Annotated in this window: 13 protein-coding genes, 1 other RNA gene, 2 pseudogenes and 1 other annotated feature; of the genes and pseudogenes, 3 read left to right on the top strand and 13 right to left on the bottom strand. The window is 59.0% G+C overall.

Translation table 11 applies throughout. The annotated features are described in order from the left end of the window. Positions 1 to 4 precede the first annotated feature (4 nt). From RAZWK3B_RS11635 to RAZWK3B_RS11625, 3 genes and pseudogenes are all read right to left on the bottom strand, one after another. Positions 5 to 1,426 (bottom strand): cryptochrome/photolyase family protein, encoded by a 1,422-nt coding sequence (locus RAZWK3B_RS11635; protein ID WP_007815327.1) that lies wholly within the window; start codon positions 1,424 to 1,426, stop codon positions 5 to 7. Between the two features lie 51 nt (positions 1,427 to 1,477). Continuing rightward, positions 1,478 to 2,700, bottom strand: a pseudogene (locus RAZWK3B_RS11630) (aminotransferase class V-fold PLP-dependent enzyme). 129 nt (positions 2,701 to 2,829) lie between these two features. Next, positions 2,830 to 4,482, bottom strand: coding sequence for a BCCT family transporter (locus RAZWK3B_RS11625; RefSeq protein WP_007815321.1), 1,653 nt, complete (start codon positions 4,480 to 4,482; stop codon positions 2,830 to 2,832). 426 nt (positions 4,483 to 4,908) lie between these two features. On the opposite strand from RAZWK3B_RS11625, the gene ssrA reads away from it, so the two are divergent. After that, positions 4,909 to 5,256: a transfer-messenger RNA gene (gene ssrA, locus RAZWK3B_RS20635) on the top strand. Between the two features lie 33 nt (positions 5,257 to 5,289). Here the strand turns inward: ssrA and RAZWK3B_RS11620 are convergent. After that, entirely contained in the window at positions 5,290 to 6,366 is a 1,077-nt protein-coding gene (locus RAZWK3B_RS11620) for a tyrosine-type recombinase/integrase (RefSeq protein WP_037295609.1), read from the bottom strand. 433 nt (positions 6,367 to 6,799) lie between these two features. Then, entirely contained in the window at positions 6,800 to 6,958 is a 159-nt protein-coding gene (locus RAZWK3B_RS21190; RefSeq protein ID WP_157132232.1) for an Arc family DNA-binding protein, read from the bottom strand. Positions 6,959 to 7,036: 78 nt separating this feature from the next. Here RAZWK3B_RS21190 and RAZWK3B_RS20630 point away from each other — a divergent pair, with 78 nt between their 5' ends. Continuing rightward, positions 7,037 to 7,357, top strand: a complete 321-nt coding sequence (locus RAZWK3B_RS20630; protein WP_083799112.1) for an Arc family DNA-binding protein — start codon at positions 7,037 to 7,039, stop codon at positions 7,355 to 7,357. Positions 7,358 to 7,517: 160 nt separating this feature from the next. On the opposite strand, the pseudogene RAZWK3B_RS21650 reads toward RAZWK3B_RS20630, so the two are convergent. The 5 genes and pseudogenes from RAZWK3B_RS21650 to RAZWK3B_RS11580 form a co-directional block, all read right to left on the bottom strand. Continuing rightward, a pseudogene (locus RAZWK3B_RS21650) lies at positions 7,518 to 8,413 on the bottom strand (IS3 family transposase); the annotation flags it as partial. Further along, positions 8,010 to 8,126: a sequence feature (AL1L pseudoknot), on the bottom strand. It overlaps the preceding pseudogene by 117 nt. A gap of 222 nt (positions 8,414 to 8,635) precedes the next feature. Continuing rightward, positions 8,636 to 9,826: an ImmA/IrrE family metallo-endopeptidase gene (locus RAZWK3B_RS11595; protein WP_007815308.1), complete on the bottom strand. Its 1,191-nt coding sequence runs from the start codon at positions 9,824 to 9,826 to the stop codon at positions 8,636 to 8,638. A 231-nt stretch (positions 9,827 to 10,057) separates the two neighbouring features. After that, positions 10,058 to 12,034 carry a 3'-5' exonuclease gene (locus tag RAZWK3B_RS11590; RefSeq protein WP_007815306.1) on the bottom strand — a complete coding sequence of 659 codons (1,977 nt, stop codon included), beginning with the start codon at positions 12,032 to 12,034 and terminating at the stop codon, positions 10,058 to 10,060. Beyond that, on the bottom strand, positions 12,031 to 12,405 hold the full coding sequence (locus RAZWK3B_RS11585; RefSeq protein ID WP_007815304.1) for a hypothetical protein: 375 nt from the start codon (positions 12,403 to 12,405) through the stop codon (positions 12,031 to 12,033). The genes RAZWK3B_RS11590 and RAZWK3B_RS11585 overlap by 4 nt, the downstream gene beginning before the upstream one ends. Next, a complete protein-coding gene (locus RAZWK3B_RS11580; RefSeq protein ID WP_232279514.1) occupies positions 12,406 to 14,949 on the bottom strand; it encodes a site-specific DNA-methyltransferase in 2,544 nt (847 codons plus the stop codon). Between the two features lie 21 nt (positions 14,950 to 14,970). Here RAZWK3B_RS11580 and RAZWK3B_RS21645 point away from each other — a divergent pair, with 21 nt between their 5' ends. Further along, positions 14,971 to 15,375, top strand: a complete 405-nt coding sequence (locus RAZWK3B_RS21645; RefSeq protein ID WP_232279513.1) for a hypothetical protein — start codon at positions 14,971 to 14,973, stop codon at positions 15,373 to 15,375. Here the strand turns inward: RAZWK3B_RS21645 and RAZWK3B_RS20225 are convergent. The 3 genes from RAZWK3B_RS20225 to RAZWK3B_RS11565 are packed head-to-tail and all read right to left on the bottom strand — an operon-like array spanning position 15,330 to position 20,212. Next, entirely contained in the window at positions 15,330 to 16,253 is a 924-nt protein-coding gene (locus RAZWK3B_RS20225; protein ID WP_007815300.1) for a hypothetical protein, read from the bottom strand. The genes RAZWK3B_RS21645 and RAZWK3B_RS20225 overlap by 46 nt on opposite strands. Beyond that, positions 16,250 to 19,258 carry a BPTD_3080 family restriction endonuclease gene (locus RAZWK3B_RS11570; RefSeq protein ID WP_037295607.1) on the bottom strand — a complete coding sequence of 1,003 codons (3,009 nt, stop codon included), beginning with the start codon at positions 19,256 to 19,258 and terminating at the stop codon, positions 16,250 to 16,252. The genes RAZWK3B_RS20225 and RAZWK3B_RS11570 overlap by 4 nt, the downstream gene beginning before the upstream one ends. Positions 19,259 to 19,273: 15 nt before the next feature. Then, complete coding sequence (locus RAZWK3B_RS11565) at positions 19,274 to 20,212, bottom strand: BrxR family helix-turn-helix transcriptional regulator (RefSeq protein WP_050774230.1); 939 nt, start codon at positions 20,210 to 20,212, stop codon at positions 19,274 to 19,276. Positions 20,213 to 20,300: the final 88 nt, after the last annotated feature.

Below are 20,300 nucleotides of genomic sequence, written 5' to 3'. Positions count from 1 at the left end.
CATATCAAAACCCTCGTCTCTCATAGGCGGCCAGCGCTTTTGCCCGACCGTCCTTAACGCTTACGATCGGTTCGGGATAGATATCATCGGCGCTCAAGCCCCATTTGCGCGGTATCGCTTCAAAATACGAAAGCGCCGTGTCGGTCGGGTTGCGGCGGCCTTCCGCGATCCAACGATCCAGATACCTGCTCTTGGGGTCGAATTTCTGCACTTGGGTTTCGGGGTTGAACACCCGGAAATAGGGCGTGGCATCCGGCCCCGATCCAGCCGACCATTGCCAACCCATCGCATTGCTGGCGGGGTCCCAATCGGTCAGGCACGCCTCGAACCACTTTTGACCTATCCGCCAATGGCTGAGCAGATGCTTGGTCAGGTAGCTCGCCACGATCATCCGCGCACGATTGTGCATCCGGCCCGTCACATACATCTCGCGCATGGCCGCATCGACAAAGGGAATGCCGGTGCGTCCCTGTTTCCAGGCGATGACCTGCGGATGGTCCTCATCCTCGTTCCATGGGAAGGCATCCCAGTCCTCGCGCCAGTTGCGGTTGACGATCCGGGGGGTGTGCCATGCGAGGTGATAGGCAAACTCGCGCCAGACCAACTCCTTGAGCCATGTCTCGGCACCCGGCTTTCCCTCGTGCATCGCCCGCATGCCCGCATGCCAACAGCGCCGCGGTGAAATTTCCCCAAGCGCCAGGTTCTCCGACAGACCCGAAGTGCCATCCTCGGCGGGCAGATCGCGGGCGGTGTCATAGGCGCCGATCGCGTGGCCCGTGAACCAGCCAAGCCGACCTTGCGCCGCCTCCTCGCCCACCCGCTGATAAGGGCGGCAGATGGCAGCCCCGCGGTCCATCGCCGCCGCCAAGCGCCAATCCTCCAGAGCATCGCTCAGTGGCCAGTCCTTTGGCGCAGGGATGTGCGACGGGGCCGGTTCCGGTTCTGGCACGTCGCGCTCCTTCACCGTGCGCCAGAACGGCGTATAGACCCTGTAAAAGCCCCCCGCCCCGGTTTCGACCGTCCACGGCTCGAACATCAGATGGCCTTCATAGCTGCGGGCATCCAGCCCGTCCTGCTTGAGGGCGGCCTTGACGGCCTTGTCGCGCGCAACGCTTTCGGGGTCATAAGCGCGCGACCAATAGACCGCCCCCGCCCCCGTCTCGGTGGCCAGCGCGCGCAAGGTCTGGGTGGCATCGCCTCGACGCAGGATCAAACGACTGCCCATCGCCTCGAGCCGCCGAGACATATCCTCAAGCGAAAGGCCCAAGCGCCATTTGGGCGCAGCCCCAAGCATCTCGGCCAGATCATCGAGAATGAAAACCGGGATCACCGGTCCGCCTCGCGCAATCGCCGCGCCAAGAGCCGTATGGTCACTCAGCCGCAAATCCCTGCGCAACCACAGAAGTGTCGCGGTGCCCTCGCCCATAGTCTGCCTTCCAATTCTTTTAGCGGTTTACGGCGGCGACCACGGCCCGGATCAAAGAATATCGTCCAAAGCGTTCAAAAGCCGGTCGATCTCATCACGGGTGGTGTAATGCACGAAACTCAGCCGCAACACGCCCTTGTCGGGATCCACACCAAGCGCCGTCAGCGGTCGAACGGCATAGAAATCGCCCCCCCCCCCGCCATAATCCCGCGCTCGGCCAGCTGCGCCGCCGCCTCGACCCCCGGCCTGTTCAACGCCAGCGCGACCGTTGGCGCTCGGTTCGCCGCATCGCTCGGCCCGATGAGCCGCACCGAATTGCGCGCCTGCACGGCATCGAGCAGCGGCTGCAGCAACCGGGCTTCATGCGCACGCATCAGATCGTGCACACCCGCCGCTCGCGCGGCCGCGGTGCCTTCGATGCCGTGATGCGCCGCCAGCGCGTCGAAATAATCCACCATCCCGGCACTTGCGGCCACCTGCGCATGATCCGGACCGGCCGGTGTGAACCGCTTGTAGAGGACGTCAGCATTGAAGACATGCGCCTGATTGGGCAAGAGCTGACCAAGCGCGCGCCGGATCACCATGATCCCCTGATGCGGGCCATAGGTCTTGTAGGCGGAAAACAGATATATATCCGGCCCCATCCCGCCCACATCCGGAAATCCATGCGGCGCATAAGACACTCCGTCAACGCAGACAAACGCGCCTGCCGCATGTGATGCCGCAGTAATCTCGACCACCGGATTGACCGCCCCCACCACATTTGAGCAATGCGGAAAACAGACCAGACGCACGTTTTCATCCAGCAGGTTTTCCAAGTCTTCCAGCCGCAACATCCCGGTTTCCGGATCGAGCCGCCATTCGCGGATCTCGATGCCGTCCTGCGCCAGCCTGCGCCACGGGCCTGAATTGGCCTCGTGGTCCTGATCGGTGACGACGATCGCCTCGCCCGAGCGCATCCATTGCCGGAAGGCCTGCGCGAGAACATAGGTGTTCTGCGTCGTCGACGGGCCAAAACTGACCTCGTCGCTCTCCACGTTCAGCATCGCGGCCAGCCTCTGACGCGCCTCGTCCATTTCGCCCCCCGCCAGACGGCTGGCCTCGTAGGGCGCATAGGGCTGCACCTTGCGGCTTCGGTAAAACCGCTCCAGCCGGGCGATCACCGGCCCACAGGCATAAGAGCCGCCTGCGTTTTCGAAAAACGCCTGCCCGCTCAGCGAAGGTTCGGAAAAGGCGGGAAACTGCGCCCGCACGAAATCTGTATCAAGGGTCATGCCGCGTAAAAAAGCCTGACGCTCCGCGCCCGTCAAGCGCGCCGTTGCGGCAGGCCCGATATCGCGCCGCCCGCATGCAAAAAGGCCCCGGACAGCGCCGGGGCCTTTTCATGACCGTGTGTCACCCGGTCAGCGTTTTTCCGACATCAGCCCCCGCACGATCCCGTAGCAGATCACCAGCAGGATCAGGGTAAACGGAAGCCCCGTGGAAATGACCATCGCCTGCAACGCCGTCAGGCCACCGCCAAGCAGCAGCGCGATCGCCACCAGCCCTTCGAAGGTGCACCAGAACACCCGCTGCGGCACCGGGGCATCCACCTTGCCGCCCGCGGTGATCGTATCGATCACGAGGCTCCCCGAGTCCGAGCTGGTGACGAAGAACACGATGACCAGCACGATCCCGATGGTCGAGGTAATCGCACTCAGAGGCAGGTTTTCCAGCATCGCAAAGAGCGACAATTCAGGCGCGTAGCTGTCGATCACATTGGCCTTCACCGCCGAACTGTCGGGATTGGCGATGATGTCGTTGATCGCGGCACCGCCGAATACCGCCATCCAGAGGATGCAGACGAGGCTCGGTATGATCAACACACAGATCAGAAACTCTCGCACCGTGCGACCCCGGCTGACGCGGGCGATGAACATGCCCACAAAAGGCGACCAGCTGATCCACCATGCCCAGTAGAACGCTGTCCAGCCTTGCATATAACCGGTATCTTCACGCCCAAACGGATTGGACAGCGGGATCACCTCCTGCACATAAGCGCCAAGCCCCGACACGAACTCGGTCAGGATCGCCACCGCACCCGCAGTGAACAGCACGAACAGCAAAAGCAGCAGGGCAATGACCATATTGATCTCGGACAGCACCTTGACGCCGCCATCAAGCCCCCGCAGCACCGATATCAGCGCCACCGCGGTGATGGCACAGATCAGGATCACCTGAACGGTCGTGGTATTCGGCACACCGTAGACATAGTTCAAACCGGCATTGGCCTGCTGCGCGCCGATACCAAGCGATGTGGCCAGACCGAACAGCGTGGCGAAGACCGCCAGAGTGTCGATGATATGGCCCCACCAGCCCCAGACACGCTCACCCAAAATCGGATAGAAGGCCGAGCGGATCGACAGGGGCAGACCCTTGTTATAGCTGAACAGCGCCAGCGCCAGTGCGACGACCGCATAAATCGCCCACGGATGCAGCGCCCAGTGATAGGATGTCGCCGCCAGCGCCATGCGCCGTGCCTCTTCGACATTTGCCGCGATAAGTTCGCCGTTTTCCGTGAACGGACGGACAGCCCCCATAGGCTCGTCGCCCCAGGGTGTGCCGAAGTAATAGGCCGGCTCCAGCACCCCGAAGAACATCAGGCCGATGCCCATACCGGCCGCGAACAGCATCGCAAACCAACCCGGGTAGCCGTAATCCGGTGTCGCCTCCGTGCCGCCCAGACGGACCGAGCCCCAAGGGCTGATGATCAGCAAAAGACAGAAGATGACGAAGATATTCGCCGCCGACAGGAAGAACCAGTCGAACGTGCTGGTCAGCGCCGGGCGCAGCCAGCCGAAGAAATCCGACGCATGCTGCGGTGCGATCAGCGCATAGGCGACGAACGCGATCACAACCAGCCCCGAGATCACGAAAACCGGATTGTGAATATCCAGACCAAACGGTCCAACTCTGGCGACAATGTTATCCTGACCGATCTCGTAATCGGTCTCAATCAGGTCCGAATGCCCTTCGGGCGCCGGAATCCCTTGTGACTCTGTGACTTCCTCGGCCATTAAAACAGGCCCCCTTTTTCATTTGTGGCAAATCGGGTCAGTCACACCGGACCGGAATGCCGCGCAACCGCGGCAATCCTTGGATCAATCCGGGCACGGCCCGTTGCTCCCTGACATTCAGGGACACCGCAAACAAGCGTCCCCTGTTCCCTCGAGTTACACCCAGAGAAGGCATGATGCCCTGTTCACTCTCATGGCCCCGAGGGTAACAAGGCCCTTTGACGGATAGCAACCAATTGCGCCGTTTTTTCTTTTGAATGCGGCACTCACCCGGACTCCGCCCTTGTTTTATTGGCATTTTGACAGTCGCAAAATATCCACCTGACCGGGGATGCACCGGGGCGAAGGCCGTGATCCTGTGCTTTCTCGCCCAATCTGCGCCTTAGCCCCTGCTCTTGATCGGCGCTCGCTTGATCCTGTCGATGCCCCCTTTGCAAAGCCGCTCCACACGCCTATATTCACCGTGTCCCCTCGGGGACTATGGGCATAAACGCGCTCGTAATAAGCGGATCGGACCCGGGGGCGGTACCCGGCGGCTCCACCATAAACCCTCGTTGGGGGAACAAGGGGCCGAAACAGGATCGACGAACGTGTAAAGGTGTGGCTTTGTCCCGGTGAGATACCACCGTTATCGGTTCATAAAGCATAATTGCCAACGACAATCGTGCTCCGGTCGCCGTTGCCGCGTAAGCGGTAACTTGACCGAAATCTAAGCCCAGGCCTCTAGCAAGGTCTGGCGGGGTTCGCAGGCACCTGGCAACAGAAGCCTGCACTTTATTCCCAAGCCCCTAAGCACCTGTTTTGCCATCATTTCCGTTTTCCACTTTCCAGACGTTTTACAATTTGGCTCGCATCACGTTCCTGAAATTCCCTCAGCACAGCCTGGCCGCTGGCTTTGCGGTCAGCGTGGCGCGAGTAACTCTCGACCATCTCAACCGACATGCCCACCATGTCCGATATTTGCAGAGCTGTGTATCCTTCGCCCCGCAGTCGGATCACAGCGTTTGCCCGCAGCCCATGCGGCACTGCACCAGACAGAACCGAGTATTTCTTGCGTTCACGGTCGAACGCCTTCCACATCTGGTTCGTGCTGAATGGTTTGCCCGCGCTCTTGCCGCTGCTTTGCAAAAGATAGGGCCCGGGGCGGCGCTCCCAAGTCACCATTTCGGCTTCCAACTCAGGGAAGATCGGGCACCACGGTTTTACGCCAGTTTTCTTTTGGGGCAGGCTAAAGCCGCCATCATCTACATCATTGGGGCTGAGGCGCACCACGTCGCTGATCCGCTGACCAGTGTAGCGGCTGAGGAAAAAGAAACGTCGTATCGTGCCGGTGAATACCTGCTCAGCGAACGCCAGTTGCTGAGACGTCCATGGCCGGTGTCCTTCACCCTTTGAGAAACGCTCAACACCCTGCGTCGGATCATGAGTCAACAGTTCGACAGGCCCGTTCGCCCATGAGACCATCGCTTTGAGCGCGTCCAGTATGTTGTTGGCCGCGCCGGGCTTATCGGCGCCGATCTTGCGAATGAGCGCGTCCACATGCCGGGGACGCAGCTCGCGCGCAGGCAGATCGCCCCACGCCTTCCGCGCTGGTTTGAGGTAGCGCCGGTAATGCTCTTGGGTGCCCTTGCTGATCTTTCTCTGTCGGGTCGCCCATGAAACCTCAAAAGCATCAATGAGTGCGCCGATTGTGTCGGTCGGTGTCGGGCCGAATGTTCCCTGCGCCTGTCTCACAGCATTCCAAAACTCGGGGGTTTGCGGATCGTTGGGGAGGCGTATCCGCTCGCCTGCATGGAGCGTGCCCCTGCGCTCTTGGTAATAGAAGTATTCACGACCTCTGGAAACGACACGATGCACATGGCGGGGTAGTGAAACCTTAGACATTATCCAGCCCGATCATGAATTGATCTTCGCGGCCCACGCTAACTTGTCGCAGATCTGCTTCAACCTCAGCCCAGCACCAGCGAACCGAACCGCCAAGCCTGATCGGCTTACGCAACAGCCCACGCTGGACATAGCTATCCACTGTGGCCTCGCTCACGTCCAATTCCGCCGCCAGAGTGGCTTTGGACACAAAAGACGGGGGGCGTGGTCCGATTATGGTGGTACGACCATTGGGCATGTTATGGGCTTACCTTGCAGTCCAGATTGTCAATCATCCGCTGAGCCACCTCGATTGTAGCGCCAAAGCCGCTGTCAGTAGCGTCTGGCGTATTGTTTCTCGCCAACTTCAAACGCGCATTATCAGGTACTGGCTCACGATAGAGGGCGCTACGCTCGATTTCGCCCACCATCTCGCTGCATTTGTCCTGAATACTCACGCTTCGGCCTCATCTCGGGTTGGTTGGTAGATTTCGCGAAGGTGATGAACGATTTGCGCATTCATAGAACGACCTTCGCGCGCCGCTGCGTCTTTCACGATCGCTTTCAGATCGTCAGGAATGCGCAGTCCATAGGGCTTTAGTTGTATTGTCATGGATACCTCTGCTCACATTCGATAAAACTACTATTAGTAGCTATTGCGCACAAGCACTTTTTTCTACTAATAGAAACCATGGCCTATTCACCACCAAAAACACAACAAGAGCCGCCTTATGGTCTGCGGATGCCGCCAAGCCTGAAAGAGCGTGTGAAAGCAGCGGCGAAGGCGAATAACCGGAGCATGAACGCAGAAATTGTTGCGGCGCTAGAAGACAAGTTCCCAGAAGACTTTCACCTATCCATCATTAGCCATGCCCTAACGTCGCTCAAATTAAGTCTGCACGACGAGCCTCTTGACAAAGAAGCCTTGCGCCAATGGGTCGCTGAAGCTGAGGAAGAACTCGAAGCATACCGCTCGCATATGGTCCGAGGTGATCGCGGTAGCCCATTCTGATCGCCGCGTAACGTAGGCAGCCGACTCATAGAATTCGATCCAGAGCCTGACCGACGCCATCTTGATACACATAAATTGGCTCAGTTCGGCGATTTGGTCAACGACAGTCTCTCCCATAACAAACACAGAGTAGGCTGTTGCGGCTCAGGCCATCAGCCTCGGCGGGAGCGCGTTGGCAAATCGCCTGATTAAGGGCATCCAGCACGAAGCCCGCCGTCATTGATGTTGATACACGCCAACCGACGATGCGGCGGGCGAAGACATCGATGACGAAAGCGACGTAAACCATGCCTTGCCAGCTTGAGACATAGGTGAAGTCACTAACCCAGAGCTGGTTTGGCATATCGGCTGTGAAGTCACGATTGACCTTGTCGTCCGGACACGGCTGAGAGGTATCTGGGTTGGTCGTAATCGGCTTCTGGCCACGTACAACCCCCTGTATTGCCAAGGCTTTCATCAGACGTTCCACTGTGCACCGCGCAATATCATGACCATCTCGGAGGAGATCATGCCAGATCTTGCGCGCGCCATATCGTTTGCCACTGCTCTCAAAAGCTTCCTGGATCTTCTTGCGGTCAATGGCGTCCTGTTTGGCCCGGTTTGACGCCAGATCAGGATTACGGGCAATGGCCGCATGAGCATAGAAGGTGGAAGGGGCAATCGGCAGTACCTTGCAGATCGGCTCGACCCCGTAGACCTCTCTGTGATCCTCAATGAAGGCAATCATTTGCGGAACGGGCGGTCGAGCTCCGCCTGAGCAAAATATGCGCTGGCCTTCTTCAGGATCTCATTGGCCTGTCGCAGCTCTTTAACCTCGCGCTCCAGATCCTTGATGCGATCCTTCTCTTCAGTCGTCAGGCCCGCACGCTGTCCGTCATCACGTTCCGCCTGCTGACACCAGACACGCAGGCTGTCAGGAAAACACCCGAGCTTCGGGGCAATCGCTTTGTAGGCAGCTGAATCGCTGGAATAATTGACACGGTTCTCTCGAAAAAGCCGCACGCCGCGTTCACGCAGCTCGGCAGGATAGGTGGGGGTATGAGTTCTCTTCGTCATAGGGCTCACCTTTGGAGTGTTTTAATCTCCGGTAAACCCGGGGCAGTTCAGCCAATAGCCACGTCCCCCCTGTCCCATGCGCCAGCCAGATAGATCCCTGCGCGGTGGTTGATGAAAATCGTGCCCAACCGCCCTCCTCGGGATGCGCGCGGCGCTAGCCGTTTTGAAAGGCCACCTTCTCGCATTCCTGACGCGTGACAAAGGTTTGGGGCGATTCAACCTTCATCTGAATATCCGGTTTTCTTGAAAAGGAAGATCGAGTTGCTTCTCGACAGCGCTCGCAACCTTGAGAATTCGGTGCAGATCGAGTTGATCGAATGCACCTTTGTAATGGTCAAGATAGCTCTCGCTGTGTGGAGAAACACCGGTTCTTTTGGCCACGAGGTATGCGACCGTCTCGGCCTCAACCTCGCGCAATGCAAGGTCATCCGGCCGATTGAACTTTACGCCGCGCTTCTGGTCACTGCCGCAGTGACCAAGGAATATGTGAGCGAGCTCGTGTGCGAGCGTGGCCAGTTGTGCGGCTGGGGGATGGTTTCGATTCACGCCGACTTCGAAACGTTCAAGGCGTTCTTTCTCGCCATGGCTGGTTAGGCGGCGCGCATGCCCAGCAGTATAGTCTCCTCGATCCAGCCAGGTAACGATGACCTCGGCCCGGTCAAGTTTTTGCTCGACCGCCGACATCCAACCCTTGGGCACGTCCCCCGATGTCGGAAACGAGAACGCGGCCTCTGGCAGTGGCTCGCCTTCTGTATCGAGGATGTCATATACAAACTCGACCGGTCCGAAGTTCCGCAAGACCACCAACGGCCGAGCATGAAGTTTCGGGCGCCGGCGAAACCGTTCCCACCAATCCCGCGGGCGAGCCGCGAAGCTCAGACCCGGCTTCTGGATGTGCAGGAGCATTGCGTTGAATGGCGCGATGTGACGGAGGCGCGCCGTGAACTCCAGAAGCTCCTTCACGGCCTTGGCGGAGTCGTAAAGCTGCGTGTCAGCGATCAGCTGGTCTACGAGCGCCCGATCTCGTTCTTCGTCAGCTTCATCCGCGGCATCGAAGAGATCCCGCTCAGCGGCCGCAAGCGGTTTTTGGAAGGCTCGCCCGAGGGCGAGGATTTCTTGATCCGGGACGAGGTCCGCGCGGTCCATCAACATCCGGGCAATCGGGATTCCCTCTTCCTCCGACCCCCGGATTTCCCGAGCATACAACTGCTCTTCCAGAAGGACGCGGAAGTAGCGCTTCGCCTCGACGATATCGACATCCTCACCATGGTCGCGCACCACGCGGCGCAACCCCTGGCTGAACGAGTTAAGGGCGTCCTCGAAAGACATAGTGTGGCGATCGCAGAACCTGTCCTCTGCGGCCAGAAAGTGCTCGCGTAGCTCCCAGTACATTTCCTCATCGATGCGGGCCATGTCCTCACATCCCCATCGCCTTGAACTCGCTGGCTTTCCTCGACCAGCCGGATCTTGTCCGCATCGCTCCACTGCCGACGCCGCGGCACGTCCTCGGCGGACAGGATCTCGATGTGCGGTGTGAACGTAAGGTCGACCATAAAGTCGGACTTACCATCACCGAACGAACCACGTCAGACGGCCCTCGCCGGAGCGTTACGATCAATCCCCGTTCCGAGTTTTTCTGCACCATTACAAAAGATCCTGCAGAAACTCAGATATAGGCGCCACTCCTGACATCCAAAGTTGGTCTCTAGCGCGGGAAGCCGCAACGTAAAGTAAATGTCTTTCCGTATTAACAACCTCGTCGAGCCTAGCCTCATCATTTGCAGATAGCAAACGCTCCTCGAGCGGCACCATATCTTGATCAATAGCCAAGACCGCAACGGCGCGATACTCGGCACCCTTGGCCTCATGCATAAGACTCACCCGGACAGGCACAAGCGGTTCGACTTCAGCCACTAGGCTGGAGGTCCGGACAAGGCAGATAACGTCGTCACTCGAAACACCGGCTTGCGCGAGGTTCTTTAGCCATGCGTTGACCGCCGCCACCTCATCGCTGCGTGTGTCAAAGCTGTGCACCTCCGGTGCAGTTCCATTAAATAGGGACGTCACGCCTAGACGGTTGTCCTCAGTTCCATCCGGCTCGACCAATGTTTCCGGCAAAAGATCATCGGTGTAGCGGCGGATTTGATGGGAGGTGCGATAGTTGACCTTGAGGCTGCGGGAGCGGCCCCGGATTTCGACCCCGGTCGCGGCCCAAGGGAATGGCGCGCGGAAGATGCGCTGCCCGATATCTCCCGCAAAGAACAGGCCATTATGCGTTTTTCCAAGTATTCTGCCCAGCAATCGTAGCTCAGGCACAGAGATGTCCTGTGCCTCATCAATGACAGCGTGTGTGAAAGGCAGCACATCGGCCTCGGTGAGGTCATGGGCCAGCTGCGCCTCGGTCTTCATACCTCGTGTGCTCAGAACAGTGCGCACGCCCTCGAAAATCGCCCAGGCCGCATCGCGCCGCGCGGCGGGCATCCGGACCTTGCGGCCGAGGCGTGGCAGGTCGCGGTAGGTATCGAGATCCCGGACGTCCCACGCATCTACGACGAGGCTCCATTCGTCATACACAAAATCGGTGTTGAATACGGCATCGTTCGCCGCAGCTCCTTCGTGGAGAAGCGTGCGTATATCCCTCTCAGACGCGATGACTGTTTCACCAAACCGCGCTGCATGCAGATCCGCGATTAAGGGACCTAGCGCGGTGACAGTGATCCGCGACCGCACTTCTTCGCCTGCCAGCAAGGGCAGCTTCCGTGCCAGCGCTTCAGCTAGCCCCGCGTTAAACGTCGTCAGCAGCACGCGCGCGCCCTGGTCTTGTGCGAGGCGCACCGCACGGTGAAGTGCGACCACCGTCTTGCCAGTTCCTGCAGAGCCGATCACTCGCGCCGGACCATTGAAATCGCGATCAACGTATTCACGCTGCGCAGGGTGCAGGTAGACGGCCCAGCGTTCCCACGGGGAATCCAGCGCGGCGCGCAGTTCTTCCACGTTCTCCATCACGCGGAAGCGGCGACCGGCATCCGGATGGGCGAAAGGATCCGCGCCCTCGACCTGTGCAGCAGGCTGAGGGCGTCCGCCAGTTGCGGCCTGCAAGAGGGCCTCGCCCGCCTCGGCCGGCAGGTGGCCTGCGATATCGAGCACTGTGTCCTCCGTGGCATCCCGCACCACGTCGAGCCAATCCTCGGGCACACCCCAGGACAGGAGCGCGTCGTCGGCCTCCCCTTCGAACAGGCGCGGCTTGCGCACGGCCTCTTCGACATAGCGTTGGATGACCACCTCCTCGACCGTCTCACGGATTTCCACGATTTGCATCGCTCCGGTGCGCGGATGGCTTTCAAGGCGCCGCCGCTCGGCCCAAGCATAGGCATCGTCATGGTGGCCGACCCAAGCCAACAGGGTGTCTCCTCCAGTCTTGTGAAGCACGAGCCGGATGTCGCGATTGACCCGAGCGGTCCAGAACCCCTTGTCGCGGGCCCGATCAACCCGGTGCAGGCTGAGGCCTGGGTTGTCCGGGCTCATTTGTAGGTCAAAGGCCGCGGTCTTGACCGCCTTCTGCTCTTGCGGGGTCAAGCGAGCAAGGGCATCCGAGAAGCTTTCAGCGATGCGGAAGGTCATCGTTCGATCAGGTCAAAAGTGTCTTCGGGAGGAAGCAACTTCGAAATACGCGACCTGATGGCAGACGGCTGACGACCAAAATGCACCGAAAGCGTTTCGACAGAATCACCATTCCTGACCTTCTTGACCAATTCGACATCATCCTCGGACGACCAAGGCTGGTAAGCATTCGGATACTGGCTTCTTGCAGCGTCGATATGGTTTGCAGCTTTAGATGGCACAGAATCCTCCAGATCGAGCGCCTCTTTTGCTGCAGCGAATATATCCGGATAGGTAACACTCGGGTTGCGCTCAATGATTTGCGCATAGCTAAGGCCGGATGCGATCGCTTCTAATACAGTCCTTGAACGCGGGCTCAGTTTCTTGGACATTCAAACCCCCATCACCTTCATCACTTCGTCCCCCAGGTGGTTGATCACCTTCACGGCGATCCTACCCGATTTCGGATGAGCGAACGGCCTTGAGACTGTCCGCTTCAAGCTGTCCCATGCCTCCTGGTCTATCTCGCCCTTGAGTGTCGTCTTGAGCTGCTTGTAAGGCACCTCAGCGCCCGGGAAATAGGCGTGGCGGACGAAGAAAGACTCCTCGTTGTAGTCCGTGTCGATGAACCAGCAGGCGATGTCATCCGGCTCGCTCGCCACCACTTCGCCGGTGGCGGGTTTGAAAATATCCACGCCTTTCAAGTGGATACGATACATGCCCTCTTCTTCGCGCAACTCGATATCCGGCTCACCGAAGACGACGAAAAGATTGCCACCGCCGGCCTTCAACTCGCCCGCCATGTGCAGGTCGGGGTTCATGCGGGCTTGCAGGATCGGCACGCGACCGAGCTTGCGGAATTCTGCGGTGTGGGCGTCGAAGTTGAAGGCGCAGGCGATGACGATGTCGAAGCCGGCATCAGCTGCCTCGCGCGCGGCGGCGACCAGATCGGCGCGTTGCACGGTGCCGTATTCGGGGCCGATGAAAACACCTGCGCGGCGCTCGGTTTCGCCTTCCATGTATCGCCCTTCGGCACTGATCCAGTCGCCGGGCCATGGGGTCAAGCTATTGAAAGAAATAGCATCTTCGCGCCCTGATTGCTGCACGCCGGCCTTGGACAGGTTTTCGAGGATCGCCTCGCGGTAGTTATCAGCCTCTTGCGCGCCGGGTTCGCGCCGGCCCTTTGCGGCGTCATGTTCGTCGATGATTTCGCCATATTCGTTGACCGCCTGCGTGCGGTGGGGCGAGAGGCTTTCGACGGTGAACGGCCCTGCGACGCGGATGCGTTTTTTGTCCTCATAGGGCTTGTCATAGAGGTTTTCGTGATCGGCCTTGGCGGCGATCGAGGCGTCTATTTCGCGTTGCCGGGCGATGCGCGCTTCCCAGAAACGGGCGAGCGCCTGATGGGCCGCATCGGGCCATTTTGGGGCGTCGGTATCACGTCGGTATTGCGTCGGTATGTCGTCGGTGCCGCCCGGCGCCTCGCGGGGCACCTCCCATTCCATGAATCCGTTCGCCGGGGCCATCTCGCCGGAGGGCAATTCGACCTCGCCGGAGGCGGTGAAATCGATCACCTGCCCCTTGCGTCCGCCGGTCTGCACTTCGAACGGCGTGGGGTGGCCGGCCAGCGCGGTATTGAGCGCCGCGAGGGCCTCTTCGACGGCGGGCTGCATCGCCTCCCAGATCGTGTCGATCTCGGTGTTGTTGGCGATGCTTTTCAGCGTGATATGGGGCACACGAGCATAGACGAAGCCGTGGCGGATGTCGTTGTAGGTGGCGTGGGTGGACGGGGCGGAGCGCGTCACCTCGGCCTCTTTCTTCTGCCCCCCCTCGGAATCCTTGAGCAGATACCAGGGATATTTCGCGCCCATGATGCGGGCGCGGGCCAGGGCGAGGGCCACGCGGCTGGTGTCAATCGTGATCCAGCGGCGCCCCCATTGTTCGGCAACATAAGCGGTGGTGCCAGAGCCGCAAGTGGGGTCGAGCACCAGATCGCCGGGATCGGTGGTCATGAGGAGGCAGCGCTCGATTATCTTGGTTGAAGTTTGAACGACATAAACTTTGGGATCGGCACGGCTGGTTATTCCGCCCGATACGTCAGTCCAAAAGTTATCCATAGAAATCGCAGAAAAATCGTCGAAGAACTTACGGTAAGAAAGTGATTTCCCAGTAGGCATAATTCGGTCTGAACGGATAGCACGCCGAAAACCTGTTTGAGCTGTGCGCCAGCCTCCCGAATTTGGTCGGTATTTCCGACCAAAGAATTCTACAGGGAACAATGTAGTCGCTGACGCGGATCGAGAAGTCATTCCTTGATCACGGAAAAGACGGGCACCTTCGGGCAAGTGCTCCGAAGATGGATCAGAAACACGATATTCGGTCAAATCAGGAAGTCGGACAGTCTTGTATCGGCTTGCGCCTTCCTCACCGGCTACTGTCTGGCGGAGCAGGCCGCGAAACTTTCTGCTGCCGATGTCCTTGCAATACCAAACAAGGTAGTTTGCAGTATTATCAAGCCCTTGAGAGCCAAGGCCAACAGAGGTTTTATAAGCAATCAGCGAACAAAAATTCTCCTCCCCGAACACCTCATCCATCAGCGCGCGCACGCGGTGGACATTCTCATCCCCGATCTGGACAAAGCATGACCCGCTATCGGTCAGCAATTCCCGCGCCACCACCAGACGGTCGCGCAGATATTGCAGATAGGAATGGATGCCATCGCGCCATGTGTCGCGAAAGGCCTTTACCTGTTCGGGTTCCCGCGTCAGGTGGTCCAGATTGCCATCCTTCACATCGCGGCTGGTGGTGGACCACTGGAAGTTGGAGTTGAATTTGATCCCGTAAGGCGGGTCGATATAGATCGCCTGCACCTGCCCCTTCAGCCCCTCGCGTTCCGCCAGCGACGCCATCACCTGCAACCCGTCGCCCAGGATCATCCGGTTCGACCAGCGGGTGGAATGGCGGTAAAACTCCACCTCGGCCTCGCGGTCCTCATCCGTGATGCCGAAATGGTCAAACAGGCTTGCCCCCGCCCCTTCGCCATTGCGTTTGTTTCCTGCACGCAGGTCTTCGATGATGGCCTTGGGGTGCACCTGTTCCTGCAGGTAAATGGGGGGCGCATCGGCGGTGACGGCGGCCTGATCGATATCCTTGCCTCGCCAGATGATCTGCGGATCAAGGTCGGGGTTGCGCAGGTTGTATGCGGCCTTGATGGGCTTTGCATCCTCGGGATCCATCATCGGCGCCAGTTCCGGCGTGGGGATGTTCACCCGGTCGTCAGGGTGCGTGATGGGATCGATGGGGGTGCGTTTGTCGGTCATGTCATGCTCGCTTTCAGCACAGGCGCCAATGCGCTGCGATAGCTTTCGATCTGCTCGTTCATCCAGTCCATGATCGGCGTCCAGTCGGCCGCCTCGTGACCCTGTGACAGACGTTTGGCCAGGAAGTGGTTGCCACGCCCGGACGGACCAAGCGGCGCATCCAGCTGCGTCTCCAGCCGCTCCTGATGAGGTGCCAGAAGCGTTGAGACCGGCCCTGCCCCCTCACCCCAGCCACTTCGCAGGTAGATCCCGCTTTCGGTGCGTCCTATCCACACGGCCAGATCGATCTGTGGCGACGTGTTCAGTTCGATGTAATTGCTGGGGTAGCGCCAGACGCGCATACCGGCCTCGGCCTGTCGAGGATAACGGCTGGTGAAGTCCTGCCAGAACTTTTCCTTGATGTCGTAATAGGCAGCGCCCTCGCCGGTTGCCTTCTGCTTGATCCCCCGCTCCCAATCGTTGGGCTTCTCGACCACCTCGAAAATCGGCGCGAAAGGACTGTCGCCGATGCGCACGACGCGGGCCTTGATCGCGAAGAAGGAAAACCCGTCAGCGGTATGTTCATTGAGCCAGCGAATGGCCGAAAGATGTGGCTCGCGAAAGGCGGGAGCGATCCAGATCACGGTCTGCGCTTCAAGCCCTGCGAGGTAGGTCATGATCTGGCCCAGATGGGTGTGGTCGGTCGTCTCGAGCTGGTTCTCGATCAGGACGATGCTGTCATCCATCGGGTTGCGGGCGAGAATGTCCGCGCTGAATGTCTCGACCGCGACCTCTGTGCCGGTGAGTTCCAGGGGCACGCCGATAGCCTCTGAGAGGTGGTCGATGTTCTGCGCAAGCCAGGGGGTAAACTCGTGTGCCTCATGCTTCCAGGCGTCGCGCAGGGGCAGGTCTACAAGGCGGTCGAACTGAATGTCCGTCATGCGGGTTCTCCCTCCAGCATGGCATTGATCGCTGCGTCAAGTTCGGGGCCAAAATCGTGAACGCTGCGGAGCTCGGCAAACCCCCAGCGACCGAAGCGGCCCAGCCGGTTCACCGCCGGTATCCATTTGTTGCGTATCGTGTCGGCCTTGAGCATGGCGTCATGACCGCGATAGCCCTTGACCTCGACGATCAGCGTTGTGAGCTCAGGCGTGTTCAGCCGGATCAGGAAGTCCGGCAGATATGTGCGAGGCTCGCCCTCCATGAGGTATGGGACCTCGAAGCCCAGGTTGTGGTTCTTGGCATATGAGACGACACGGGAGTGATCCTCGATACGCGCGGCCAGCTTATCTTCCCAGTCGCTGTCGGTGATGATCCAGTTGAGGTGGGATTTGTCAGACCGAGGATGGTAGCGAGTGGCTTTCGAGGTGTTGAAATTGACGCCTGAGGTAGAGCCTGTGGGGTTATAGGGGTCGAGCACAGCGCGGAGGATCTTGTCGCCACCCGGCCTGTCGATCAGAGCGCCGAAGATGATGTCGCAGACCTCGTCGGCCAGTTCGCGATAGAGCAGTTGTGCCGGCACAGTGTCACCGCGGCAGTCCAGATGCCCCTCGGAGAGCCACTGGTTCACGATACGCTTGGCCGCTGGGAAGAGGTGCATCCGAGGCGCTTCATTTGCGTCACGGAGCTTTTCGAAGATCATGTGCTTGGCGATATGAGTGGCAATGGTCGAGAGACGCTGCGCCTTCAGGTAATCGAGCGTCAGTTTTTCGGAGGCACCAACAATCCCCTGCATGGTGACTACGGTGGCCGAGACTTTTTCAGGTGTCAGGACATAGGGCTCAAGCCCGGAGAAATCGGCGTCAAGCCGATCCGGCGGAAGATCCGCCGTGTAGCCCTGCACTCTGGGAAAAGTGATTTCGAGCGCGTCGCGCTCTGGGCTGACGGCTCGGACATTGACCACGTCGCGCGGGGGCTGAGGTGGGGCGACGCGCGGTCCGTCAGAAAAGTTGAGCCCATCGATCCCGAGGATATCCGCGTATTCTGTTCTGAACAGCCCCTCTTCGTCGGTGTCATAGGAAAGACGGCGCAGGGCGCGCCCGATGACCTGCTCACAGATCAGCTTGGTGCCAAAGGCGCGCAGGCCAAGGATATGCGTCACATTGTTGGCATCCCAGCCTTCGGTCAGCATGGAAACCGAGACGACGCAGCGCACCTGTTCGCCCAAGCGATCCTTCTTGCCCACGGTATTCATCACTTCGCGCAGGATGTCGGCGTCGGAGATGTTCTCAGTCGCCATGCCGCGTTCTGCCTGTTCACGGCGAAACGCCTCAATTTCATCGGCATTCGCATCACGAAAGGACTTATCTATGTCACCGCCTGCCTCGAGCGTGGCGCTATCGATCAAGACCGTGCGCGGGCGCGGAAGACGTTCGAGATCTGTTGAGAAGTTTGAAAACAGAGGACATTTGCCGGGAACGGTCTCGATGTTGCCATCGGCGTCTTCGCGATCGTAACCTGCCATGTAGTCGCGCAAAAGCTGAGAGTTCGCCGTGTTATTACACACCACGATAAAGACCGGCGGTATGCCCACCTGCTCGGCCTCCCAAAGCTTGAACGTTTTCTCATAGTGCCCGTAAAGCGCATCTATTGCGGACTTCAGCTCGATAGGCAATTTCTGGGGATCTGGTGGCGTGCCCTTCGCCTTCTTGGGCATCTTTTTCCCGATTGCTTTCCACAGATTGCGATAGAGCGGCTCGGGTTGGCCGGGCACGTTATCGGCCACTGGCACGCGCGGCAACTTAACGATGCCACATTCAATGGCGTCCATGAGCGAAAAATCCGAGACCACCCATGGGAAAAGCACGCCCTCAGGCCAGCCTGAACCGGAAAGGAAAAACGGCGTAGCCGAGAGGTCATAAACTGCCTGCAGGCCGAGCTTACGCTTGGCCGCCTCAATTCCGGAAATCCATAGACGGGCAGCTTCGCGGTTCTCCTCGGCTTCTTTGCGGTCGTCGCCTGTGAGCTTCTCTTGTTCGTCGGCTGGTCTTTCCCGGTAGCAATGGTGGGCTTCGTCATTGATGACCATGATCCGGCCCAAACCCATCAATTCAGGCATGACGCGCTGAATCATCTGGCCCTCGGTCTCCAGTGTGACCAAGTCTTCACCATGGCCCTCTAACGCTGCGCGAGTGTTTTTGTTCAGTTGAACTTTCTCGCGCAACTTGAACGCGTGATAGTTGGTCAAAACGATCTGGGCGCGCTGCATGTCCTGCATCAGATCACCTGGCACCAAGTTGATGCGGCGGTAATAATTGTCTGCATCGTTGGGCAGCAGCACGCGCAGACGGTCGCGGATCGTTATACCCGGCGTGACGATGAGAAAGCCTCGTGTGAAACTCTTCGAGTTGGCACTTCGCACGGCGTTCAGAGTCTGCCAGGCGATGATCATCGCCATCACGGTCGTCTTGCCCGCCCCGGTGGCAAGTTTCAAAGCGATACGGAACAGATCTGGGTTAGCGGCATCGTTCGCAGCCTCGAGGCGAGCTTTGAAACGCTTGCCACGTGCGCCCAGCTTCGGCGCAACCTCAGCCAACCAGATCGCAACCTCGACCGCTTCAAGCTGGCAGAAGAAGGGGCGGATCGTCTGGCTCTCGTCGCGCTGCAGAGCGCGCCAGTGCTGCAGGAGTCGCTGCGTTGTGGGCGATACCTGCCATTGAGCAGGGTTCGGCAGCATTCGCCAGACGTCCACCTCGCGCCGTATCTCGTTCACGAACTCGGTGACGTTGAAATCAATGCCGAGGCCGCCAAGCCCCTCGGTGCTCAGGTCCAACTCATCCTGTTGCGTTCCTTTCCGGCTTCTCAATTGCGGCATCGCCGAGATGAGGTCGGAACGCCGACGCGAGTGGATTACTCGATCCGTTGGCCTTCCCTCGCCATCAAGTTCCCAATGCTGATCCGGCATGGTATAGGGCGAGTTGAGAATGGGCTTTTCGAAAAAAGACATTGGGTATCCGATCTTTCATTCGCCCTTAGCATTTGCCTGGGAAGCGGGTGCGTTTGCTGGTTTCGAGAAGTTTGTCGGCTCGTTACTCACGGCATTCAGCAGCACAATCTGCTGGTCCTGCGGTCTTCGCGCAGATGGATCAGTATCCAACCCCAACCGCTTAAGCGCGTAGAAGAGCAGCGCTCGGCGGACTGAAATCTGCGCCCTACCCTCTTCCATGCCATAATCCATCTCGATCGCACGGCGCTGGTTCTCCGAGAGGTCCGGGTGCGGGCCGATCTCGAGTACGACTTCCGTGTGCCAGGCTTCATCAGCACTGGGCTCAGCGGTCACAGGCCCCTGCTCGCCAACCTCGACAATCCGCGACAGAAGAAAATCCTTGAACACCTGGTCGTTCTGGCAAAACGCACGGGCATGCCAGCGAAACCCGTCAAAGGCCAGCGCATGTGGCTCAATCCAGCGGGCGCTGGGCTCAGGCCTCGACATGGACTGATAGGTTACCTGTAAGGCAGCCGGCTCGCGGATCGCAGCCAGGACGTCGCGCAGCACTTCTGGATCAACACCCCGGGCGGGAAATGGCGTGCTCGCATAGCTTGGAAACACGCTGATCCAACTGTGATCCTCATCCACCAGCCCCTGCTCAACAGCCTGCAGCTGCGCAAAATACTCTGTCGCATCCGGCTCAAGATATCGCGGCTTGAAGTTTTTTCCCCGCCAATACGTCCTGACCTGGCGATCATAGTACAGGTTGGACTTGCGGCCCTCGATATACACGTTGAGATCTTTTGACGCTTGCTGCTGCGAAATTCCAAAGGCCTGCATCAGATCTCCACGGTTTATTCGCCCCTGCCAGTATAGACGAAATTCAATGAATTCGTAACGGCGTTCAACGCTCCAGTTAAGGCTCTTTTTTCTCGGTCTGCGACTCACCGCGCCACCCCATTTATATGCCATGCAGCGGATAGAGTCTATTTTGTTGATTGACTCATAAAAGCGCCCCATCCACGCTGCGGATGATCGATAATGATTCTTAACACAAGAT

It is taken from the genome of Roseobacter sp. AzwK-3b (assembly GCF_000170875.1).
GTDB lineage: Bacteria > Pseudomonadota > Alphaproteobacteria > Rhodobacterales > Rhodobacteraceae > Roseovarius > Roseovarius litoreus.
Note: the sequence above shows the minus strand (reverse complement) of the source record. Positions and strands in the feature narration are given on the sequence as shown.